The sequence below is a fragment of the Microbacterium sp. G2-16M genome, assembly GCF_055809115.1.
Map to the genome: position 1 here is coordinate 1353200 of NZ_CM147897.1, position 18755 is coordinate 1371954.

General features: G+C 69.6%; 20 protein-coding genes. 8 read left to right on the forward strand and 12 right to left on the reverse strand.

The window, feature by feature from the left end; all coding sequences use genetic code 11:
- Positions 1-56: 56 nt before the first annotated feature.
- Complete coding sequence (rpmJ, locus tag AC0L6F_RS06490; RefSeq protein WP_259612531.1) at positions 57-173, reverse strand: 50S ribosomal protein L36; 117 nt, start codon at positions 171-173, stop codon at positions 57-59.
- 68 nt (positions 174-241) lie between these two features.
- Positions 242-463 (reverse strand): translation initiation factor IF-1, encoded by a 222-nt coding sequence (infA, locus tag AC0L6F_RS06495; protein WP_047544504.1) that lies wholly within the window; start codon positions 461-463, stop codon positions 242-244.
- 279 nt (positions 464-742) lie between these two features.
- On the opposite strand from infA, the gene AC0L6F_RS06500 reads away from it, so the two are divergent.
- The 5 genes from AC0L6F_RS06500 to AC0L6F_RS06520 all read left to right on the forward strand — a co-directional run bounded on the left by AC0L6F_RS06500 (position 743) and on the right by AC0L6F_RS06520 (position 8484).
- Positions 743-2398, forward strand: coding sequence for a SulP family inorganic anion transporter (locus AC0L6F_RS06500; protein ID WP_473539614.1), 1656 nt, complete (start codon positions 743-745; stop codon positions 2396-2398).
- Between the two features lie 33 nt (positions 2399-2431).
- Entirely contained in the window at positions 2432-3280 is an 849-nt protein-coding gene (locus tag AC0L6F_RS06505) for a mechanosensitive ion channel family protein (RefSeq protein ID WP_473539615.1), read from the forward strand.
- Positions 3281-3397: 117 nt separating this feature from the next.
- Positions 3398-4726, forward strand: a complete 1329-nt coding sequence (locus AC0L6F_RS06510; RefSeq protein WP_473539617.1) for a hypothetical protein — start codon at positions 3398-3400, stop codon at positions 4724-4726.
- Positions 4723-5808, forward strand: a complete 1086-nt coding sequence (locus tag AC0L6F_RS06515; RefSeq protein ID WP_473539618.1) for an ATP-binding protein — start codon at positions 4723-4725, stop codon at positions 5806-5808. Before AC0L6F_RS06510 ends, AC0L6F_RS06515 begins: the two co-directional genes overlap by 4 nt.
- Positions 5809-5901: 93 nt before the next feature.
- A complete protein-coding gene (locus AC0L6F_RS06520; RefSeq protein ID WP_473539620.1) occupies positions 5902-8484 on the forward strand; it encodes a winged helix-turn-helix domain-containing protein in 2583 nt (860 codons plus the stop codon).
- A 23-nt stretch (positions 8485-8507) separates the two neighbouring features.
- On the opposite strand, the gene AC0L6F_RS06525 is transcribed toward AC0L6F_RS06520, so the two are convergent.
- Positions 8508-8975: a DUF6325 family protein gene (locus tag AC0L6F_RS06525; protein ID WP_473539621.1), complete on the reverse strand. Its 468-nt coding sequence runs from the start codon at positions 8973-8975 to the stop codon at positions 8508-8510.
- Between the two features lie 220 nt (positions 8976-9195).
- Between AC0L6F_RS06525 and AC0L6F_RS06530 the strand changes: the two genes are divergently transcribed.
- From AC0L6F_RS06530 to AC0L6F_RS06540, 3 genes are all read left to right on the forward strand, one after another.
- The gene (locus AC0L6F_RS06530; protein ID WP_473539622.1) at positions 9196-10374 is read left to right on the forward strand and encodes an AI-2E family transporter; all 1179 of its coding nucleotides are present in this window, start codon (positions 9196-9198) and stop codon (positions 10372-10374) included.
- A gap of 65 nt (positions 10375-10439) precedes the next feature.
- The gene (locus AC0L6F_RS06535) at positions 10440-10880 is read left to right on the forward strand and encodes a DUF6325 family protein (protein ID WP_473539623.1); all 441 of its coding nucleotides are present in this window, start codon (positions 10440-10442) and stop codon (positions 10878-10880) included.
- A 1-nt stretch (position 10881) separates the two neighbouring features.
- Positions 10882-11235 (forward strand): SHOCT domain-containing protein, encoded by a 354-nt coding sequence (locus AC0L6F_RS06540; protein ID WP_473539624.1) that lies wholly within the window; start codon positions 10882-10884, stop codon positions 11233-11235.
- Between the two features lie 66 nt (positions 11236-11301).
- Here the strand turns inward: AC0L6F_RS06540 and AC0L6F_RS06545 are convergent, their stop codons facing one another.
- The 9 genes from AC0L6F_RS06545 to rplR form a co-directional block, all read right to left on the reverse strand.
- Positions 11302-13173: an alkyl/aryl-sulfatase gene (locus AC0L6F_RS06545; RefSeq protein WP_473539626.1), complete on the reverse strand. Its 1872-nt coding sequence runs from the start codon at positions 13171-13173 to the stop codon at positions 11302-11304.
- A gap of 144 nt (positions 13174-13317) precedes the next feature.
- Entirely contained in the window at positions 13318-13932 is a 615-nt protein-coding gene (locus AC0L6F_RS06550; RefSeq protein WP_473539627.1) for a DsbA family protein, read from the reverse strand.
- A gap of 70 nt (positions 13933-14002) precedes the next feature.
- The gene (gene map, locus AC0L6F_RS06555; RefSeq protein WP_473539628.1) at positions 14003-14836 is read right to left on the reverse strand and encodes a type I methionyl aminopeptidase; all 834 of its coding nucleotides are present in this window, start codon (positions 14834-14836) and stop codon (positions 14003-14005) included.
- A gap of 1 nt (position 14837) precedes the next feature.
- On the reverse strand, positions 14838-15440 hold the full coding sequence (locus AC0L6F_RS06560; protein WP_473539629.1) for an adenylate kinase: 603 nt from the start codon (positions 15438-15440) through the stop codon (positions 14838-14840).
- The gene (secY, locus tag AC0L6F_RS06565) at positions 15437-16759 is read right to left on the reverse strand and encodes a preprotein translocase subunit SecY (RefSeq protein WP_473539630.1); all 1323 of its coding nucleotides are present in this window, start codon (positions 16757-16759) and stop codon (positions 15437-15439) included. The genes AC0L6F_RS06560 and secY overlap by 4 nt, the downstream gene beginning before the upstream one ends.
- 140 nt (positions 16760-16899) lie before the next feature.
- On the reverse strand, positions 16900-17496 hold the full coding sequence (rplO, locus tag AC0L6F_RS06570; protein ID WP_473539632.1) for a 50S ribosomal protein L15: 597 nt from the start codon (positions 17494-17496) through the stop codon (positions 16900-16902).
- A complete protein-coding gene (rpmD, locus tag AC0L6F_RS06575; protein WP_259612548.1) occupies positions 17496-17681 on the reverse strand; it encodes a 50S ribosomal protein L30 in 186 nt (61 codons plus the stop codon). Before rpmD ends, rplO begins: the two co-directional genes overlap by 1 nt.
- Entirely contained in the window at positions 17681-18397 is a 717-nt protein-coding gene (rpsE, locus tag AC0L6F_RS06580) for a 30S ribosomal protein S5 (protein ID WP_274637619.1), read from the reverse strand. The genes rpmD and rpsE overlap by 1 nt, the downstream gene beginning before the upstream one ends.
- Positions 18394-18753 (reverse strand): 50S ribosomal protein L18, encoded by a 360-nt coding sequence (rplR, locus tag AC0L6F_RS06585; protein ID WP_259612549.1) that lies wholly within the window; start codon positions 18751-18753, stop codon positions 18394-18396. Before rplR ends, rpsE begins: the two co-directional genes overlap by 4 nt.
- Between the last annotated feature and the right edge of the window lie 2 nt (positions 18754-18755).

Genomic DNA, 18755 nt, shown 5'->3' on the forward strand with positions numbered 1-18755 from the left:
GTTGTGCTCTGCGGGTGTTTCGCTCACTCGGCGAGGTTTCGACTCGCTTCGCTCGCTCAGCCTTGACGCTGCTTGTGGCGCGGGTTCGCCTTGCAGATGACCATGACACGCCCGTGCCGACGGATCACCTTGCAGTGATCGCACATGGGCTTGACGCTGGGCTTGACCTTCATGATGTTCCTGTTCGCTGTCTTCGTACCGCGGGCACAGCGATGCCCGCGGCCGTTACTTCTCGACCGGTCTAGCGGTAGCGGTAGACGATGCGGCCGCGGGTCAGGTCGTAGGGGCTGAGCTCCACGACCACGCGGTCCTCGGGGATGATGCGGATGTAGTTCTGCCGCATCTTGCCGGAGATCGTGGCGAGCACCTTGTGTCCGTTGCTCAGCTCAACGCGGAACATCGCGTTGGGCAGCGCCTCGGAAATCGTGCCTTCGATCTCGATGACACCGTCTTTCTTCGCCATAGCCTCGCTATCGATTCTGCCGACCGGTCGGTCTGCGGTGGATGGGATGATCGATGTCGGAGACGCTCGGATGGCTTCACGAGGACACGCCAAAAGAGGCACAGGACACCAAAGAACGAGTGTACGCCACGCACGACGCGCAAGCAAACGCCGGGCGCCCCCTCGTGTGCCACCCGAACCGGGTGACGTCCGGGGGGAGCCTTTCGACGACCCGGCAGTCTGGTGAATCATAGGACGCGCAGTGCGCGGCGGGGCATCCGCGCGGACGAGGAGGGGCACGTGCAGCCACCGCTGGTCGGACTGAACCGCAGGAACCTGGTCCGCGAGCTCTCGGCGGGCGTCACCCTGATCGCCATCGCGATCCCGCTGAACATCGGCTACGCCCAGATCGCCGGCCTGCCGGCCACCGCGGGCCTGTACGCGCTGATCGTGCCCACCGTCGTGTACGCCCTGGTGGTCTCGAGCAGACAGCTGGTGGCGTCGCCGGATGCCGCCGCCGCCGCGCTGGTCGCCTCCTCGATCGGCGGACTGGCCGCGGCCGGGTCCGAGAACTACGCCACCATGGCGCTGGCCCAGGCGATCATCTGCGGCGTGCTCCTGGTCGCCATGTCGTGGCTCAAGCTCGGCTTCCTCGCGAACTTCCTCTCCAAGCCGATCCTCGTCGGCTTCGTCGGCGGCCTGGCGCTGGACATCCTTGTCTCGCAGATCGCGAAGATGCTCGGCATCAAGATCGAGTCCGGCGGCGAGTTCGTCGAGAAGCTGACCGGCCTGGTGACCGGTCTGCCCCAGACCAACCTCTGGTCGCTGCTGATCTCGGTGGGCGTGGTCGCGCTGCTGCTGCTCGGGCGGCGGCTGCTGGCGGCCCTGCCCTGGGCGCTGGTGGCGATGATCGTGACCACGATCGTCGTCGCGCTCACGCACGCGGATGCCGCGGGGGTGGCGGTCCTGGGTCCGGTGCCGGCCGGCCCCCCGCCGATCACGTGGCCCGTGCTCGGATGGATGCAGTGGCTCGCGCTGGTCCCGTCGGCGATCGCCCTGACCATGGTGACGGTCGCCGAGGGGCTCCTGGTCTCGCGCTCGTACGGCGAGCAGCGCGGCTACGCCACGAGCCCGAACCGGGACCTCCTGGCCTTCGGGCTGGGCAACATCGCCGCCGGGGCCAGCGGCTCGTTCATGATGGGCTCCTCCACCAGTCGCACCGCGGCGATGGACCAGGCCGGCTCCCGCACGCAGCTGCCGTCGCTGGTCCTGGCGGCGGGCACGCTCCTCCTGCTGCTGTTCGGCACGTCGCTGCTGGCCGAGATCCCGTCCCCGACGATCGGGGCCATCGTCGGCGTCGCCGTCCTGCCGCTGCTGGGCATCCGCAGCTTCGTCGAGATCTTCCGGCAGGACCGCTTCGAGTTCGCGGTCGGGGCCACCTGCTTCCTGGTCACACTGTTCGTCGGGTCCATCCCCGGCATCCTCGTCGCCTTCGTCCTGGCGCTGGTGAACATGGCCAAGCGCGCCGCGAGCCCGGCCATCGACGTCCTCGCCGCGAACGACAACCCCTCCGACTCGCTGCTGGAGAGCGCTCCCCGCGGTGAGGTGACGGCGCCCGGGGTGCTGGTCATCCGGATGGCCGCGCCGATCTTCTTCGCGAACGGCAACGCATTCACCTCGGCGGTGACCGCGGCGGTCACCGCCGTCGGGCCGGCGCACACCGTCCGCAGCGTCGTGATCGACATGGAGGCGGTGACCGACGTCGACGTCACCGGCGCCGAGGCGTTCGCGTCCCTGCGCGACTGGCTGGCGGCCCGCGACGTCACGCTCGCGTTCAGCCGGGTGCGGTCCACGGCGCTGCCACGACTGCAGCGGCTGGAGATCATCCGCGACGAGACCGTCTACGAAACAAACCGCGAGGCGGCGGCATCCCTCGCCGGACCCACGGGAACCTGACGTGCCGGGCAGCCGATCGGAGAGGATGAGACGGTGGATGTCGCACAGTTCCTTCCGGACACGGTGACGTGGGGAGGGATCCTCCTGACGGTCGCCGTGCTCGTCGCGGGCTGGGTCCTGGCCGGCCTCGCGCGCCGCGGCATGCGCGCGGTCCTGTCCCGCGTGCGCGGGATCTCCCCCTCCGGCATCACGATCATCGCCCGGGTCACCGGGTACCTGATCATCCTGCTCGCCGTCGGCATCGCCCTGGTCCTCATGGGCGCCGACATCCAGCCGGTGCTGGCGGTCGTGATCGTGGTCGTCGTCGTGCTCGCGCTGGTCCTGCGCGGGGTCGCCGACAACTTCGCCGCCGGGGTGCTGATCCAGTCGCGTCGCACGGTGGACGTCGGCGACCAGGTCCAGGTCTCGGCGCTGGACGAGACGGTCGTGGGGCGCGTCCTCGAGGCGAACGCCCGCGCGGTGGTGATCGTCACCGCGGACGGCCGCACGATCCACGTGCCCAATGCCAAGCTGCTGTCCGACTCGGTGGTCAACCACTCTCAGCACGGCACGCGGCGCAGCGAGGTCCAGGTGCGGGTCGCGCGCTCAGCGCACCCCATCGACGCAGCGCACTCCATCGACGAGGTCGCCGGACTCGTGCGGGATGCCGTCGCCGCCGTTCCGCGGGTGCGTCCGCAAGATCCGGTTCAGACGCTGGTGCAGGATGTCTCGACGGATCGGGTCACGCTCCGCGTGTGGTTCTGGCACTCGCCCGACGAGGGTGCGGTGCTGGTCTCCGCCGTGGTCCGTGCCGTCGCCGCGGCACTGGACGCGAAGGAGCTCACCTCCACGGTGATCGGCGGCGCCGTCGGCACTCCCCTGCCGCCGCCGGACCATGTCTGACGCGTCACCCGTGCCGGGTGACCGCGCCGCACCGGCATCCGGGACGCCCCTAGCGTGAGGCGCAGTGAGCCGACGCCGGGGCGGTCCGACGCCGGGGCGACATCGACGGGAGCGGGGATGGGCGAAGTCGAAGACCTTCAGGAGCGGCTGCGGGCGCTCGAGGCGGAGAACGCCGCGCTGCGCACGACCCCGCCGGTCAAGCCCCGACGACAGCCGGGTCGCAGCATCCTGTCCGCCGTGCTGATCGTGGTCGGGCTGGTGCTGGCTCCGATCGCAGCCGTGGGCACCTGGGCGCGCTTCGAGCTGGTCGACACGGACACCTTCGTGAAGACGTTCGCGCCGCTCGCGTCCGACGCGGGCGTGCAGTCGTTCGTCTCCGATCAGGTCGTCGACGCGATCGATGAGAACGTGGACATCGACGGGCTCGTCGGCAGCGCGTTCGACGGCCTGCAGAAGCTGGACCTGCCCACCGCCGCCAGTTCGGCGCTGACCCTCCTGCAGGGGCCGGCGACCCAGGGCGTGCACACGCTGATCTCGGACGCCGTGCACCGCGCGGTGGCCTCGCCCGCGTTCGAGCAGCTCTGGACCCAGGCGCTGACCGTCACGCACCGCCAGGCCATCGCCGCACTGAACGGCGACCCGGACGCGCTGGTGGGCATCGGCGAGGACGGCACCATCTCGCTCGATCTCGGCCAGATCATCTCCGGTGTCAAGCAGCAGCTCGTGGACAGAGGTCTCACCATCGCCCAGGCGATCCCCGAGATCAGCGTGGTCGTCCCCGTGGTGCGCGCCGACGCGATCACCCTGGTCCGCACGACGTACAACGTCGCGGTGGCGGCCGGCTACTGGCTGCCCTGGGTCGTGCTCGGGCTGCTGGTCGCGGGCGTGCTCGTGGCCCGCAGGCGGCTGAGCACCCTGACCCGGACCGCGGTGGGCTTCGCCGCCGTGATGGCCGCGCTCGCGCTGGGCATCGGCATCGGCCGGCAGCTGTTCCTCAGCTCGGTGAGTCCGTCGATCATGCCCCGCGGGGTGGCGAACACGATCTTCGACCAGGTGATCGAGCTGATGAAGTCGGCGATCGTCGCGCTCCTCGTGCTGGGCATCCTGGTCGCCGTCGGCAGCTGGCTGGCCGGATCCGGACGCGCCGCGGTCACGCTGCGCACCGTCGGCGCCCGCGGCTTCGCCGCACTGCGCGCCACCATGGACCGGCATCATCTGGGCACCGGACGGTTCGGCGCGTTCGTCGACCGCTGGCGCCTGGTGATCATCACCGCGGCCATCGTCGTGGCCGCCGTGCTCGTGTTCGTGAACCGGCCGCCCACGACCGGCGGTGTGTTCGCGGTGCTGGGCGGCGTCATCCTCGTGCTGCTCCTGGTCGAGATCCTCCGCCGGCCGGCCGCTCCGGCGCCGGTGGAGGAGGCGGGATCCCGTACGCTGGCGCCATGACCACGGAGCTGCCGATCGGAACGGCGCGCGAGACGGATCGTCCCGCGCACCTGGATGCCGCCCGCCTGAACCGGCACACGTTCTGGTGCGGGCAGAGCGGGTCGGGCAAGACGTATGCGCTCGGGGTGCTCCTCGAGCAGGTGCTGCTGCACACGGCGCTGCCGATCATCGTGCTCGACCCGAACGCAGACTTCGTGCGGATGTCCGAGGTGCGCCCGGATGCGCCGGCCGAGGACGCCGCCACCCTGGCCACCCGCGACATCCGCGTCCTGAGCGTGACCCCGTCGCCCGCGCAGGAGCTGCTGCAGGTGCGGTTCCTGGGCCTTCCCGGCCGATCCCGCACAGCGATCCTGCAGCTGGACCCGGTGCTGGACGCCGAGGACTTCCACACGGCGCTCGACATCGAGGCCGACCTCCGCGGCGGACTGGACCAGCCGCTGCTCCCGTACCTGCGGTCTTCGGACGACCCGGGCCGCCACCGGATCGCGATGCGGCTGCAGAACCTGGGCGTGGCCGACTGGCAGCTCTGGGCATGGGGCGGCAGGGACGTCACGGATGTCGTGGACGAGCGCCCCGACGCGACGGTGCTCGACCTGGCTGGATTTCCCACGTCGGCCGAGATGCAGGCGGCGGCCCTGGCCGTGCTCGACCACCTCTGGGCGCACCGACTGGAGCGAGTGGGGCGGCTGGTGGTCATCGACGAGGCGCACAACCTCTGCCCGCCGGACCCCTCGACGCCGTTGCAGCGGGCCCTGGTCGAACGCGTCATCCAGATCGCGGCCGAAGGGCGCAAATACGGCATCTGGCTGCTGCTGTCGACTCAGCGTCCCTCGAAGATCCACGTGAACGTGCTGTCGCAGTGCGACAACCTCGCCCTGATGAAGACCGCCTCGCCCCGCGATCTCGGCGAGCTGCGCGAGCTGTTCGGCTACGCTCCCGAAGAGCTGGTCAGCGCCGCGCCTTCGTTCGGCAAGGGCCAGGCGCTGTTCGCCGGCGGTTTCAGCTCCGAGCCGCAGCTGGTGCAGATGGGCAGTCGGCTCACCGAGGAGGGTGGCGGGGACGTGGCCATCCCGATCCGCTGAGCACCCGCGGCGCCCCGGCGCCATATGTCTTCGGATGTCGCAACCCGGCATGGGGGACTCCCCGTGCGCGCACGACGACGATAGCCTGACGACGTGCGTCACCTCGAGCTCGGCATCCACCAGGCGGAATGGACGCGGTTCCAGCCGCCCCGGAAGCCGCAGGGATCGCTGGATCGTTCCCGGGTCACCGACGCGATCGACGCCGCCGTGCGCACGCGCCGCGTCACCGTCGTGACGGCTCCGAGCGGCTACGGCAAGACGACGGCGGTCGCCGCCTGGGCCGCGAAGACGGCCGACACCGTGGCATGGCTGGGACTCGGACCGTTCGACCGCGACCCGGAGGCCCTGCGGATCGGCCTCGTGGAGACGCTGCAGCTGGCCCTGCGCACAGCCACCGACCGCGGCGCGGCGCGCGTGCTCCAACTCGACCCGGAAGCGGAGCTGGACGCCATCGCCTACCGTGCGGTGTGCCGCTACTTCCAGCAGAGCGGCCGCACTGTGCACCTCGTCGTGGACGACGCGCATCGCGCGCAGGACGCCCTCACCGGCGGACTGCTCGGGGCGCTCATCGAGAACGCGCCCGAGACGCTGCGGATCATCCTGGTGGGCACGTCGTTCCTCGAAGTCTCCATGTCGCGGATGCTGCTGACCGACCCCGGCGCGATGGTCGGCACCGACACACTGGCCTTCACCCCCGCCGAGGTGGAGACCCTCGTCTCCCGGGAGTCATCCACCCTGGCGCCGGCGGACATGATCCGGCACACGCAGGGATGGCCGATCGCCGTGCGCCTGATGCTCGTCGGCGGCGTCGCCCCGGACGGTGCGCTGGAGTCCCAGCCCTCGATGGACAGCCGGCTGCACGACTACGTCCAGCGCCACGTCCTGGGTGCTCTGCCCGCGGATCTGGCGACATTCATCCTGCACACCGCGATCTGCACCGACATCGGCCCCGAACTGGCCGCCGAGCTCAGCGGCCGGGATGATGCGGCCGACCTGCTGGAGCACTGTGCCACACACGGCCTGTTCCTGGATCGGTACGAGCGCAGCGTCGGACCGGCCTACCGGTGGAATCTGGTCTTCGCCCGGCAGTGCACGGCACTGCTGGGCGCCGACGATCCGGCCCTCCTGCGGGAGCTGCATCAGAAGGCGGCCGAGGTGCTCACCGCCACCGAACCTCTGCGGGCGGTGTCGCACTTCCTGCGGGCCGAGCGCCCCGAGGACGCGGTGCGCACGCTGCTGTTCCACTGGGTCCGGCTGGTGGTGGGCACCGAGGCACCGGCGGTCGAGCTGCTGTGCGCACGACTGCCCGATCCGTACGCCGACGACCCGCGGGTCCTGCTCGTGCGCGCGTGCGCCCAGGACGTCCTGGGCCAGCACACCATGGCCCGCACGCTGTTCGCCCGCGCATCCTCCCGCCTCGCCGCCGAACCCGGCCTGGTGGGGAGCGCCGAGGTGATGATGCTCGCCCGGCTGTTCCTCGTCGACGACCGCGCGGACGCCGCCGAAGCCAGCGCGCAGGTGCGGCGGCTGCTCGAGTCGTCGGTCGCACTCGGCACTTCGGATCGGGCAGCGCTGCTCTACGTCGTCGGCTGGGCCGAGCTGCGGCACCGGATGAACCCCACGGTGGTGGCGGAGTTCCTCGAGACCGCCGCTGCCGAAGCCGAGGCATCCGGCAACACCGTGCTGCGCCGACGCGCGCTCGGTCAGCTGGTCCTGGCCCGGGCATGGGCCGGGCACATGCGCCAGGCGCAGGCCGTGCTGCGCCGGCTCGGCGACGATGACGAAGAGCTCGCGGTGCCGTGGATCTACTACGCCGGAGGAGGCCGCGCAACCGGCGAAGGCTGGGTGCAGTACTGGGCGGGAGACCTCGACGCCGCCTACGACAGCTTCTTCCAGGTGATCGCCAGCGGCAGCGCCCGCACCTCCTTCGGCGGGGTGGCTCGGATGATGCTCGCCGCCGCGGCCGCCGGTTCCCGCGACCCTCGACGGTGCCGCCGCGCCGCCGCCGAGCTTCAGACGATGGTGAACGGGCAGGCGCAGGGGGTGGTCTGGTCGGCGTTCCGCGACACCGCGATCGCCCTGCTGGAGGAGGCGGCCGGACACCGCGACCGTGCCGTGGCCATCGCCCGGCACTATCTCGAGGTGCCCGACCTGCCGTTCGTCGGCGTCGCGCTCTCCGGCATTCTGCGGCGGACCGGCGACCTGCCCGCCGCGCTGCACATCCTGCAGCGGCAGCGGGCGTACGCCGAGGTGTCGTACATCGCGGTCGCCACCCGGGTGACGGCAGCCCTGCTCCAGGAGAAACGCGGTGATGCCGCGGTGGCGCACGAACTGTGCGAGGCGGCGCTGGACATCGCCGCCGCCGAGGGTGTCCGGCTGCCATTCTGCGACGGCGATCTCAGCGTGCGCCGCCTGCTGACCGCGCACATCGTGCGCAGCACCGCGCACGAGGCGTTCATCGCCGAGTGCCTGACCCAGCCCCGCGGCGACAGCATGCTCGACCAGCTCTCCGAGCGGGAGAGCGCGGTGTTCGCCCTGCTGCAGACGGCGAAGACCCTCAGTGAGATCGGCGAGGACCTGGGCGTGTCGGTGAACACGATCAAGAGCCACCAGCGGGCGATCTATCGCAAGCTCGAGGTGAGCTCGCGGCGCGAGGTGCGGCTGCTGGTCCCCTGACCACCTCAGGTGCCTCAGGTTCCTCAGGTGCCGAATCGTCCGTCCACCGCGACCGCCACGCTGCGCTCCACCGCTGCGTCCAGCACCGCGTTCACGATCGGGGCGGGAATACGCTCGTCCACGACGACCGTGCCCCCGGCATCCGCCAGATCGGCCGCCATCGTGTGCAGCCACATCAGCTCCAGGAGGACGAGGAGTGCGAACCCGCCCGCGGGCAGCCGCCGGGCGAACTGGCGGATGTCGTCCTCGCCGATCAGCCCCGGCGCGCGTCCCCGCAGCCCGGCCAACTCGAACTCAGCGCCGTCCGCCTCCTGCCAGCTGACCGTCCCCTCCGGCGACACGGCCACCAGCACCAGGTCGACGACCTGCACCGCGTGCGCGGCGACCTGCTCGCCGATCGCGGCGATGATTCCGGCATCCGGGCCCGCCGCGTCGAGCCGGACGCCGATGAGCTCGACGGGGCCCAGGGCGAACGAGACCGGTGCGGGCATGCCGTCCTCCCCTCGTCGCGGCTGCCGCCGGCGGTGTCGATGCACGTGGCGATGCGCACCGACCGACGACACGGCCACGTTAACCGGTCGCCTCGCCGCCGTCACCGGTCCTCGCCCGCGAGGGGTGAGGGCCGGTCATTCGAGCACGTTGGGCACCCGCCTCATCCGAACCGGGCGACCGAAGGACCGCGGGTCCCGGCCCCCGGCTAGCGTGCCTCGTATGGCACCCGATCAGCCCGCGCACGGTGTCGGCGCGTCCGCGTCGCCGGACGCGGCCGCCGCCGAGGCCGCCCCTGCTCCGGATGCCGGGTCGCGTGGGCGGCGCGGCGCGATCCGCCGATTCCTGCCGGCGCGGCCGTTGACCTCCGGCTTCCTGGTCGCGATCGGCGTCCTGCTGGCCGTCGGCCTCGCCCTGACCCTCGGCTCGCTGTCGTCGGTGTTCGTCTCCGTCTTCCTCGGGGCCTTCCTCGCTCTCGGCCTGGACCCGGCCGTGCGCGCCCTGCAGCGTCTCGGACTGTCTCGCGGCGGCGGCGTGACCGCCGTGGCGATCACGTTCCTCGTGGTGGTCGGACTGATCGTGGTGTGGGTGATCCCGGCGACCGTGCGGCAGTTCGTCCACGCCGTCGAGGCCGCACCGGCCGCACTCGCCCAGATCGAGGCGAGCGACTGGTTCACGTCGCTGCAGTCCACCCTGGGCGTCGATCTGCCCGCCGTGGTGGGCCACGCGCTGGCATCCGCGGTGAACCTGTCGTCGTTCCTGGCGGTCTCCGGCGGTGTCCTGCGGGTGGGATTCGGAGTGATCGGCGCCATCTCCAGCGGAGTGATCGTCGTCGTGCTGACCCTCTACTTCGTCGTCTCGCTGCAGACGATGAAGTCCGCGATCGGCACACTGGTGCCGCAGTACCGGCGGGCGCGGTTCTTGGCCCTGATGGAGCAGATCACCGCGGCCGTCGGCGGCTTCGTCGCCGGCGGGCTGACGCTGTCCAGCATCAACGCCGCCATCGTGTTCGTCCTGCAGCTTCTGATCGGATCGTCGATCGCCGTGGTGCTGGCCCTGGCCGCCTTCTTCATCACGCTGGTCCCGCTGATCGGCTCGCTGATCTTCCTGGTGGTGGGCACGGTGTGCGCGCTGTTCGTCAGTCCCTGGGCCGGGCTCGTGTTCGCGGTCGCGTACTTCGCCTACATCCAGATCGAGGCCTACGTGGTCACCCCGCGCATCATGGGGCGGGCCGTGGCGGTCCCCGGCGTCCTCGTGATCGTGGGCGCCATGGTCGGCGCGACGCTGTTCGGCCTGCTGGGCGCCCTGGTCGCGATCCCCATCACCGCGTCGATCCTCATCATCATCCGGCAGGTGGTGATCCCGGCGCAGAACGCGAAGACCGCCTCCCCGGACGGATGAGCACGCTGTGCCTGTGCAGCGGGCTGTGACCGCCGCATCCCATTGACCGCAGAGAAAGGAATCCCATGCCCGAATTCCGATATGGACCCGTCGAGTTCTACCTCGTCGGCTTCGAGGGCGAACGCCCCGATCGCGCCACCCTGGATGCGCTTGTCGCGCTGCTGGAGAAGGGGGCCGTCCGTCTGCTCGACTTCGTCCTGATCTCCCGCTCCGAGTCCGGCGAGACCAGCATCGTCGAGGTGGAGGAGGACCCGGACACGCTCGAGCTGGGCGGCTACGCGCTGGACGCGTCGGGCCTGGCCGGAGACGCCGACATCGCGGAGTTCGCCGAGCTCGTGCCCCTCGGCGGCTCGGCCGCTCTCGTGGTCCTGGAACTGGCGTTCCAGCGTGAGCTCGCGTCCAACCTCGCCGCCGCCGGCGGAGTCGTGCTCGCCACGGAGCGCGTGCCCGCACCCGTGGTCAACGCCGTCCTGGACACCCTGGAACACGAGAACGAAGGAGAATGACATGCCCATGATCCGCAGAGTCGGGCGTCCCGGCCTCATCGGCCTGGCCGCACGCACCGCCGTGGTCGCCGGCACCGCGACCGCGGTCAGCGGCGCGATGGCCGGCGCCCAGCAGAAGAAGGCCCAGTCGCAGTACGAGCAGGAGCAGTACGCGGCCGCGCAGCAGCAGGCGCAGATCGACGCCGCCGCCCAGGCGGCGGTCTCGGCGCAGGCTCCGGCGGCGCCGGTCGCCGCGGTGCCGGCGGCCGGCGGGACGGACATCGGAGCCCAGCTGACGCAGCTGGCCTCGCTGCACACGGCCGGCGTCCTGTCGGACGAGGAGTTCGCCGCAGCCAAGGCCAAGCTCCTGGGCTGAGTGACGGTATGACCGAAGCCCCCGGGATGTCCTCCCGGGGGCTTCGGTCATGAGAGGCGGATGCTGTCAGGGCACCACGATCTCAAAGTCGGGATCTCCCGGGTCCAGCACGCCCAGCAGCTGCTGCAAGACGGACAGATCGCCGTCGATCGTCATCCCGTCGGGGCTCAGGTCTCCGCCCAGAAGCCGGATGAGTCGCGGCTTGTCCAACGTGAGGTGAAGCGCCGCGTGCTCCTCGGGCTCGCGCTCCACATAGATCAGCACGCCGTTGCGCAGCTCGAGGTGGAAGCTGCGCCCGAGGTCCGAGAACGTCATGTCGAACGCGAGGCTGAGGTCCCACGCCCGCGGGCCGTCGACCGTGATGGCGATGGCATCGAACGCCTGCTCGGGGGTGAGCTGGGCGACGATGAGCGGGGCGTTGGTCACGGTAGGGGTCCCGAAGTTGCCCTCGCGCAGCTCGGTCGCTCCGGAGAGGAAGAAGTTGCGCCAGGTCCCGTTCTCCGAGCCGTATCCGAGCTGCTCGAGCGTGTCGGCATAGAGGGCACGCCCGGCCGCGTGGGTCGCGTCGACGAACACGACGTGGTCCAGCAGTGTCGCCGCCCACCGGAAGTCGCCTTCGTCGTAGGCGGCCTGCGCCACCCCGACCACGTGATCGATGCCGCCAAGGGCCTTCACATACCTCTCAGCAAGCGCTTGCGGGGGATGCGGCCACAGCCGCGCCGGGTTGCCGTCGAACCATCCCATGTAGCGCTGGTAGATGGCCTTGACGTTGTGGCTGACCGAGCCGTAGTAGCCGTGGGTGCTCCACGATGCCTCGAGCGCCGGTGGCATCTGAATCATCTCGGCGATCTCGGTGCCGGTGAAGCCCTTATTCGTCAGGCGCAGCGTCTGATCGTGCAGGTAGCCGTAGAGGTCACGCTGAATCCCGAGGAACTTCCGGATCTCGGCGTTGCCCCACGTCGGCCAGTGGTGGGAGGTGAACACGACGTCGACCTCGTCACCGAAGCGTTCGATCGCTTCGGTGAGATAGTGCGACCAGACGTGCGGATCGCGCACGACCGCACCACGCAGCGTGAGGAGGTTGTGCAGTGTGTGCGTGGCGTTCTCAGCCATGCACAGCGCGCGATAGCGCGGGATGTAGAAGTGCATCTCGGACGGGGCCTCGGTGCCCGGTGCCATCTGGAACTCGAACTCGACGCCGTCGATCGTGTGCTTCTCGCCGGTGGTGGTCACCTCCAGCGTCGGTGCCAGGATCGTCGCATCACCGGTCGAGGTGGTCTGGCCGAGACCGGCCCCGACCGCGCCCTTCGCGTTGCGAGCGAGCGTCGCCCCGTACATGTAGCCGGCACGACGCCCCATGGCGGTGCCCGCGTAGACATTCTCGGCGACGGAATGCTCGAGGAATCCCTCGGGAACGATGATCTCCACGGTGCCGGCATCGACGTCGTCTTGGCTGACGATGCCGAGCACCCCGCCGAAGTGATCGATGTGACTGTGCGTGTGGATCACGGCGTGGATCGGCCGGTCGCCACGGTGCTTGCGGTAAAGCCCGACGGCCGCCGCGGCGGTCTCGGTCGAGATGAGCGGATCGACCACGATGATGCCGGTGTCGCCCTCGATGATCGACATCACCGACAGGTCGAGACCGCGCACCTGGTAGATGCCCTCCACGACCTCGAACAGACCATGCTGGACGACCAGCTTCGACTGGCGCCACAGGCTGGGGTTGACCGAGTCGGGAGCATCGCCCTCAATGAAGTCGTAGCTTGCGGCATCCCATACCACTTCGCCCGCCCCATTGCGGATCTGCGGATCCTCGAGCGTTCCGAGGAACCCCCGCTTCGCGTTCTCGAAGTCGGCGACGTCGTCGAACGGCAGCCGCGACAGGGCGTCGGCGTGTGCCGCTCGAATCGAATCCTGGGGTTCGTTCTGCTGCATGAGCGGTCCTTTCGTCGACGGTTCCCCTGCATCGTCTCCCCCACGGGGTCGAGGCACAAGGCAGAGCGTTCCGCGCCTCACCCGCGCAGGGTGAGACGACGAGGAGGGGGTGCCGACCGGCACCCCCTCGTCGAACTGCGACGCCTACTTCAGGTTGGCGACGATGTCCTTCTGCGCGTCACCGGTGATGCTGATCAGGGAGCCGTTCACGACCAGCGCCGGTGTACCCTGTGCACCCTTGGGCAGTTCCTGAGCCTGTACGAACTTCTGATAGCGGTCCGACGTGATCGACTTCTCCAGGTCAGACGTCATCTTCACGCCGGCAGATTTCGCGATGTCCACGAGCTGCGAGCTCGGAAGCCCCGCAGAGCCCTCCTCAGGCTGACTCTGGAAAAGCGCCTGCATGAAGGCGTACGCGTTGTCAGGATCCGCGGAAGCCACGGCGAAGAACGCCCCGCCCGCACGGCTGGAATAGCCCGCCGGCGAGGTGCGGTTGTCGAGAATCGACACCGGGTGGACCTTCAGTGTGATCTTTCCGTCCTTCACCAGCTCCTGAATCTGGGAGCCCTCGGCCTGCTCGAACTGATTGCAGATGGGGCAGAGGAAGTCGACATAGGTCTCCACGGTGTTCGGTCCGTCCCCGAAGCTGACGGTGCCGGCCTTCTCATCGATGATCGAACCTGTCGGGGACGCTCCGGGACCGGACGAGGCGTTGTTGATCGCGATCACGACCCCGGTGACGGCGATCAGCACCACCACGGCCGCCACGCTCACCCAGATGGCGAACCAGTTCGTCTTCCGCACAGCCGTAGCCATTGATGTCCTCGCTCTATCCGATCGGAGTGGGTTCGATGCCGAACGCCGCGAGCCCTGCCGCGCCGCCGTCGGGTGCGGTCAGCACCCAGATACCGCCATCATGCACGGCCACGCTATGTTCCCAATGGGAGCCGGCGCTGCCGTCCACGGTCGAGACCGTCCAGCCGTCGTCGCCGACGGATGTCACGGCGCTGCCGATCACGATCATCGGCTCGATCGCCACGGCCAGGCCGGGCCGCACCTCGGGGCCGGAGTCGGGCACGCGGTAGTTGAAGACCGCCGGCGATTCGTGCATCTTCCGCCCGATGCCGTGCCCGACGTAATCGCGGAGGATCCCGTAGTCATGGCCGGATGCCTCGATGAACGCCTGCACCGCGGCGCCCACCTCGGCCAGGTGCGACGCCGTGGCCAGCGCGGCGATCCCCGCCCACAGCGAGCCCTCGGTCACCCGAGACAGCTCGGCGCGCTCGGCGACCAGTTCGGGGCGCGCGGGGTCGGGCACCACGACGGTGATCGCGGAATCGCCGTTCCATCCGCGGTACTCGGCTCCGGCATCCACCGAGACGATGTCACCCGGTTCGAGGACGCGGTCGCCGGGGATGCCGTGCACGACCTCGTCGTTCACCGAGACGCACACCGTGTGCCGGTAGCCGCGCACCATCTGGAAGTTGGATGCCGCACCCCGCGATGCGATCACGGCGGCGGCCGCAGCATCCAGCTGCAGCGTCGTCGTGCCCGCCACGATCAGCGGACGGACCGCATCCAGCGCGGCGGCGGTGATCAGACCGGGCTCGACCATCGCCCGCAGCTGCGCGGGCGACTTGTAGATGCCGCGCCGAAGACCCACGTCAGACGGCCGCCGGCCGCGTGATGCCGCGGGCGGTCAGTGCGGCGACGATGCGCTCGGTGATCTCGTCCAGGGTGCCCACGCCGTCGATCGAATCGACGATGCCGCGCTCGCGGTACACGTCCAGGATGGGCGCCGTCTCGCTCTCATAGATCGACAGCCGCTTGGCGATGCCCTCTTCGGTGTCGTCGGTGCGCCCCTGCGCGGTCGCCCGCAGCGCCAGCCGAGCCATGCTCTCGTCCCGCGGGACGCTCAGCTCGATGACGGCGTCCAGCTGCTCGCCGCGCCCGCTCAGGAACGTGTCGAGGTCACCGACCTGATGCAGGTTGCGCGGATAGCCGTCCAGCAGGAAGCCGCGGGCGGCGTCGTCCTGCGACAGCCGGTCGCGCACGATCTGTCCGGTCAGCTCGTCCGAGACCAGGTCGCCCGCGGCGGTGATCGCCTTCACCTGCTCGCCGAGCGGGGTGCCCTCGGCGATGTTCGCCCGGAACACGTCGCCGGTCGAGACCGCGGGGATGCCGAGGAGCTCGGCGATCCGAGCGCCCTGCGTTCCCTTGCCCGAACCCTGGGGGCCGACGATCACCAGGCGTGCGGACGAGGTCATCGCAGGAGCCCTTCGTAGTGGCGCTGCTGCAGCTGCGCGTCGATCTGCTTCACGGTCTCGAGTCCCACGCCGACCATGATCAGGATCGAGGTGCCGCCGAACGGGAAGTTCTGGTTCGCGTTGACGGTCGCCAAGGCGATCAGCGGTATCAGCGCGACCAGACCCAGGTAGATCGAGCCGGGCAGGGTGATGCGGGTGAGCACGTAGTCGAGGTACTCGGCGGTGGGTCGCCCGGCACGGATGCCGGGGATGAACCCGCCGTACTTCTTCATGTTGTCCGCGACCTCGGTCGGGTTGAACGTGATCGCCACGTAGAAGTAGGTGAACCCGATGGTCAGCAGGAAGTACATCAGCCAGTACAGCGGGTGATCGCCCTTGACCAGGTAGTTGTTGATCCACACCACCCAGCCGGCCGGGGTCTCGCCCGCCGCGGGCTGGTTGAACTGGGCGATCAGTGCGGGGATGTACAGCAGCGAAGACGCGAAGATCACCGGGATCACACCGGCCATGTTGACCTTGATCGGGATGTACGTGTTCGTCCCGCCGTATGTGCGTCGGCCGACCATGCGCTTCGCGTATTGGACCGGGATGCGCCGCTGCGATTGCTCGACGAACACGATCAGGGCGATGATCACGATCCCGACCAGCAGAACCAGCAGGAACACCTCGAAGCCCTGCGACTGCCGGATGGCCCACATGGCGGCGGGGAAGGTGGCGGCGATCGAGGTGAAGATCAGGATCGACATGCCGTTGCCGATGCCCTTCTCGGTCACCAGCTCGGCGAACCACATGATCAGTCCGGTGCCGGCGGTCATGGTGAGGATCATCAGCAGCTGGGCCCACCAGGCGTCGTTCGTCAGCAGCTGCTGGCAGGATGCCGCCGAGGACGAGCCGAACAGCTGACCGCTGCGCGCCACCGTGACCAGCGTGGTCGACTGCAGCAGCGCCAGCGCGATCGTCAGGTAGCGGGTGTACTGGGTGAGCCGGGTCTGACCGGACTGCCCCTCCTGGTACAGCGTCTCGAAGTGCGGGATGACCACCCGAAGCAGCTGCACGATGATCGTCGCCGTGATGTACGGCATGACGCCGAGGGCGAAGATCGACAGCTGCAGGAGCGCGCCGCCGGAGAACAGGTTCACCATCGACAGCAGGCCCTGGGTGCCGCCGCTGTCGGCGAGACACTGCTGCACGTTCCCGAAGTCCACGAACGGGGTCGGGATGTGCGCGCCCAGGCGATACAGGACGATGATCGCCAGGGTGAAGCCGATCTTTCGGCGCAGGTCTGGAGTGCGAAAGACCCGCACGATGGCGCTGAACAAGTGGATTCCTCCAGAAAGGGTTTCCGGCACACACGGTGCGCACAGACAACCAGGGTATCCCAGGGCGCCGCTTCAGCGCGCCGCTGGTGTCGCCGGATGCGAAACGGGGCCGGAGGTTCCTCCGGCCCCGTTCACGAGACTTACTTCGCCGCGGTGTCCACGGTGCCGCCGGCGGCCACGATCTTCTGCTCGGCAGAGCCCGAGACCTTGTCGACCGCGACGTTCAGCTTGACCGAGATGTCGCCGGCCCCGAGGACCTTGACCTTCTCGTTCTTGCGCACCGCACCCTTGGCGACGAGGTCACTGACGGTGACGTCCCCGCCCTTCGGGTACAGCTCGGCGAGCTTGTCCAGGTTCACAACCTGGTACTCGACGCGGAACGGGTTCTTGAACCCGCGCAGCTTCGGCGTACGCATGTGCAGCGGCAGCTGGCCGCCCTGGAAGCCCGGACGCACCTGGTAGCGCGCCTTGGTGCCCTTGGTGCCGCGACCGGCGGTCTTGCCCTTCGAGCCCTCACCGCGACCCACACGGGTCTTCGCAGTGTTGGATCCGGGGACCGGACGCAGGTGGTGCACCTTGAGCACGCCGGGACGGCTGTCCACGACATCCTTCTTGGGCGCCGCCTTCTTCGCGGGCGCGGACTTGGCGGCGGCCGGCTTCGCGGCGGCCTTGCTGGCAGTGGCCTTCTTGGCGGGGGCCTTGGCCTCCACCTCGACGGCGTCGTTCTTGTCAGCCATTAGTCGATCTCCTCAACCTTCACGAGGTGGGCGACGGTCTTGACGTAACCGCGGGTCTGCGCGTCGTCCTCGCGGACGACCGAGTCGCCGATCCGCTTCAGACCGAGGCTGCGCAGGGTGTCGCGCTGGTTCTGCTTCTCGCTCACCTTGGACTTGATCTGCGTGACCTTCAGACGGGAAGCCATCAGGCACCTACCTTCTGCTCACGTGCAGCAGCGGCATCCGCCGCCTCGGCACGGATGAGACGGGCCGGCGCGACCTGGTCGAAGTCCAGGCCACGACGTGCGGCCACCGCACGCGGCTCCTCGAGGCTCTTCAGCGCCGCGACCGTCGCGTGCACGATGTTGATCGTGTTCGACGAGCCGAGCGACTTGGACAGCACATCGTGGATGCCGGCGCACTCCAGAACCGCACGCACCGGGCCACCGGCGATCACACCGGTACCGGCGGCGGCCGGGCGCAGCAGCACCACGCCGGCGGCGGCCTCACCCTGCACCGGGTGCGGGATCGTCTTGTTCACGCGCGGCACCCGGAAGAAGTTGCGCTTGGCCTCTTCGACGCCCTTCGAGATCGCCAGGGGCACCTCGCGGGCCTTTCCGTAGCCGACGCCCACGACGCCGTTGCCGTCGCCCACGACCACGAGGGCCGTGAAGCTGAACCGGCGACCGCCCTTGACGACCTTCGACACACGGTTGATGGTCACCACGCGCTCGAGGAACTGGCTGTCGCTGCGGTCGCGCGAGTTGCGCGCACCGCGGTCGCGGCCGCCGCGCTCGCGGCCACCGCGACGAGGCTCGCGCTCGGTCGTCGGTGTGTCGGCCGCAGCCGCGGTGGTGGCCTCGGCGTTCTGCTCGCCAGCTGCCTGCTCGGCGGTCACTTCGGTCTCCTTGTTGTCACTCACAGGTTGAGCCCTCCTTCGCGGGCGCCCTCGGCGATGGCGGCGACCCGACCGGCGTAGCGGTTGCCACCCCGGTCGAACACGGCCTCCTCGACGCCGGCGGACTTCGCGCGCTCGGCGACGAGCTCGCCCACCTTGCGGGCCTTGGCGGTCTTGTCACCGTCGAGCGAGCGCAGGTCCACCTCGAGGGTCGACGCGCTGGCCACGGTGTGACCCTTGCTGTCGTCGACGAGCTGCACGAACACGTGGCGCGACGAACGGCTGACGACCAGACGGGGACGCTCGGCCGTGCCGACGATCTTCTTGCGAAGACGGGCGTGGCGACGCGCGCGGGCGTCTGACTTCGACTTCACAGCCATGC

Bases quoted from the DNA above. Each gene is read 5' to 3' on its own strand.
- rpmJ (WP_259612531.1), bottom strand. From the start codon at position 173: ATGAAGGTCAAGCCCAGCGTCAAGCCCATGTGCGATCACTGCAAGGTG.
- infA (WP_047544504.1), bottom strand. From the start codon at position 463: ATGGCGAAGAAAGACGGTGTCATCGAGATCGAAGGCACGATTTCCGAG.
- AC0L6F_RS06510 (WP_473539617.1), top strand. From the start codon at position 3,398: ATGGGCGAAGTCGAAGACCTTCAGGAGCGGCTGCGGGCGCTCGAGGCG.
- AC0L6F_RS06515 (WP_473539618.1), top strand. From the start codon at position 4,723: ATGACCACGGAGCTGCCGATCGGAACGGCGCGCGAGACGGATCGTCCC.
- AC0L6F_RS06525 (WP_473539621.1), bottom strand. From the start codon at position 8,975: ATGCCCGCACCGGTCTCGTTCGCCCTGGGCCCCGTCGAGCTCATCGGC.
- AC0L6F_RS06530 (WP_473539622.1), top strand. From the start codon at position 9,196: ATGGCACCCGATCAGCCCGCGCACGGTGTCGGCGCGTCCGCGTCGCCG.
- AC0L6F_RS06535 (WP_473539623.1), top strand. From the start codon at position 10,440: ATGCCCGAATTCCGATATGGACCCGTCGAGTTCTACCTCGTCGGCTTC.
- AC0L6F_RS06540 (WP_473539624.1), top strand. From the start codon at position 10,882: ATGCCCATGATCCGCAGAGTCGGGCGTCCCGGCCTCATCGGCCTGGCC.
- AC0L6F_RS06545 (WP_473539626.1), bottom strand. From the start codon at position 13,173: ATGCAGCAGAACGAACCCCAGGATTCGATTCGAGCGGCACACGCCGAC.
- AC0L6F_RS06560 (WP_473539629.1), bottom strand. From the start codon at position 15,440: ATGACCTCGTCCGCACGCCTGGTGATCGTCGGCCCCCAGGGTTCGGGC.
- rplO (WP_473539632.1), bottom strand. From the start codon at position 17,496: ATGGCTGACAAGAACGACGCCGTCGAGGTGGAGGCCAAGGCCCCCGCC.
- rpmD (WP_259612548.1), bottom strand. From the start codon at position 17,681: ATGGCTTCCCGTCTGAAGGTCACGCAGATCAAGTCCAAGGTGAGCGAG.
- rplR (WP_259612549.1), bottom strand. From the start codon at position 18,753: ATGGCTGTGAAGTCGAAGTCAGACGCCCGCGCGCGTCGCCACGCCCGT.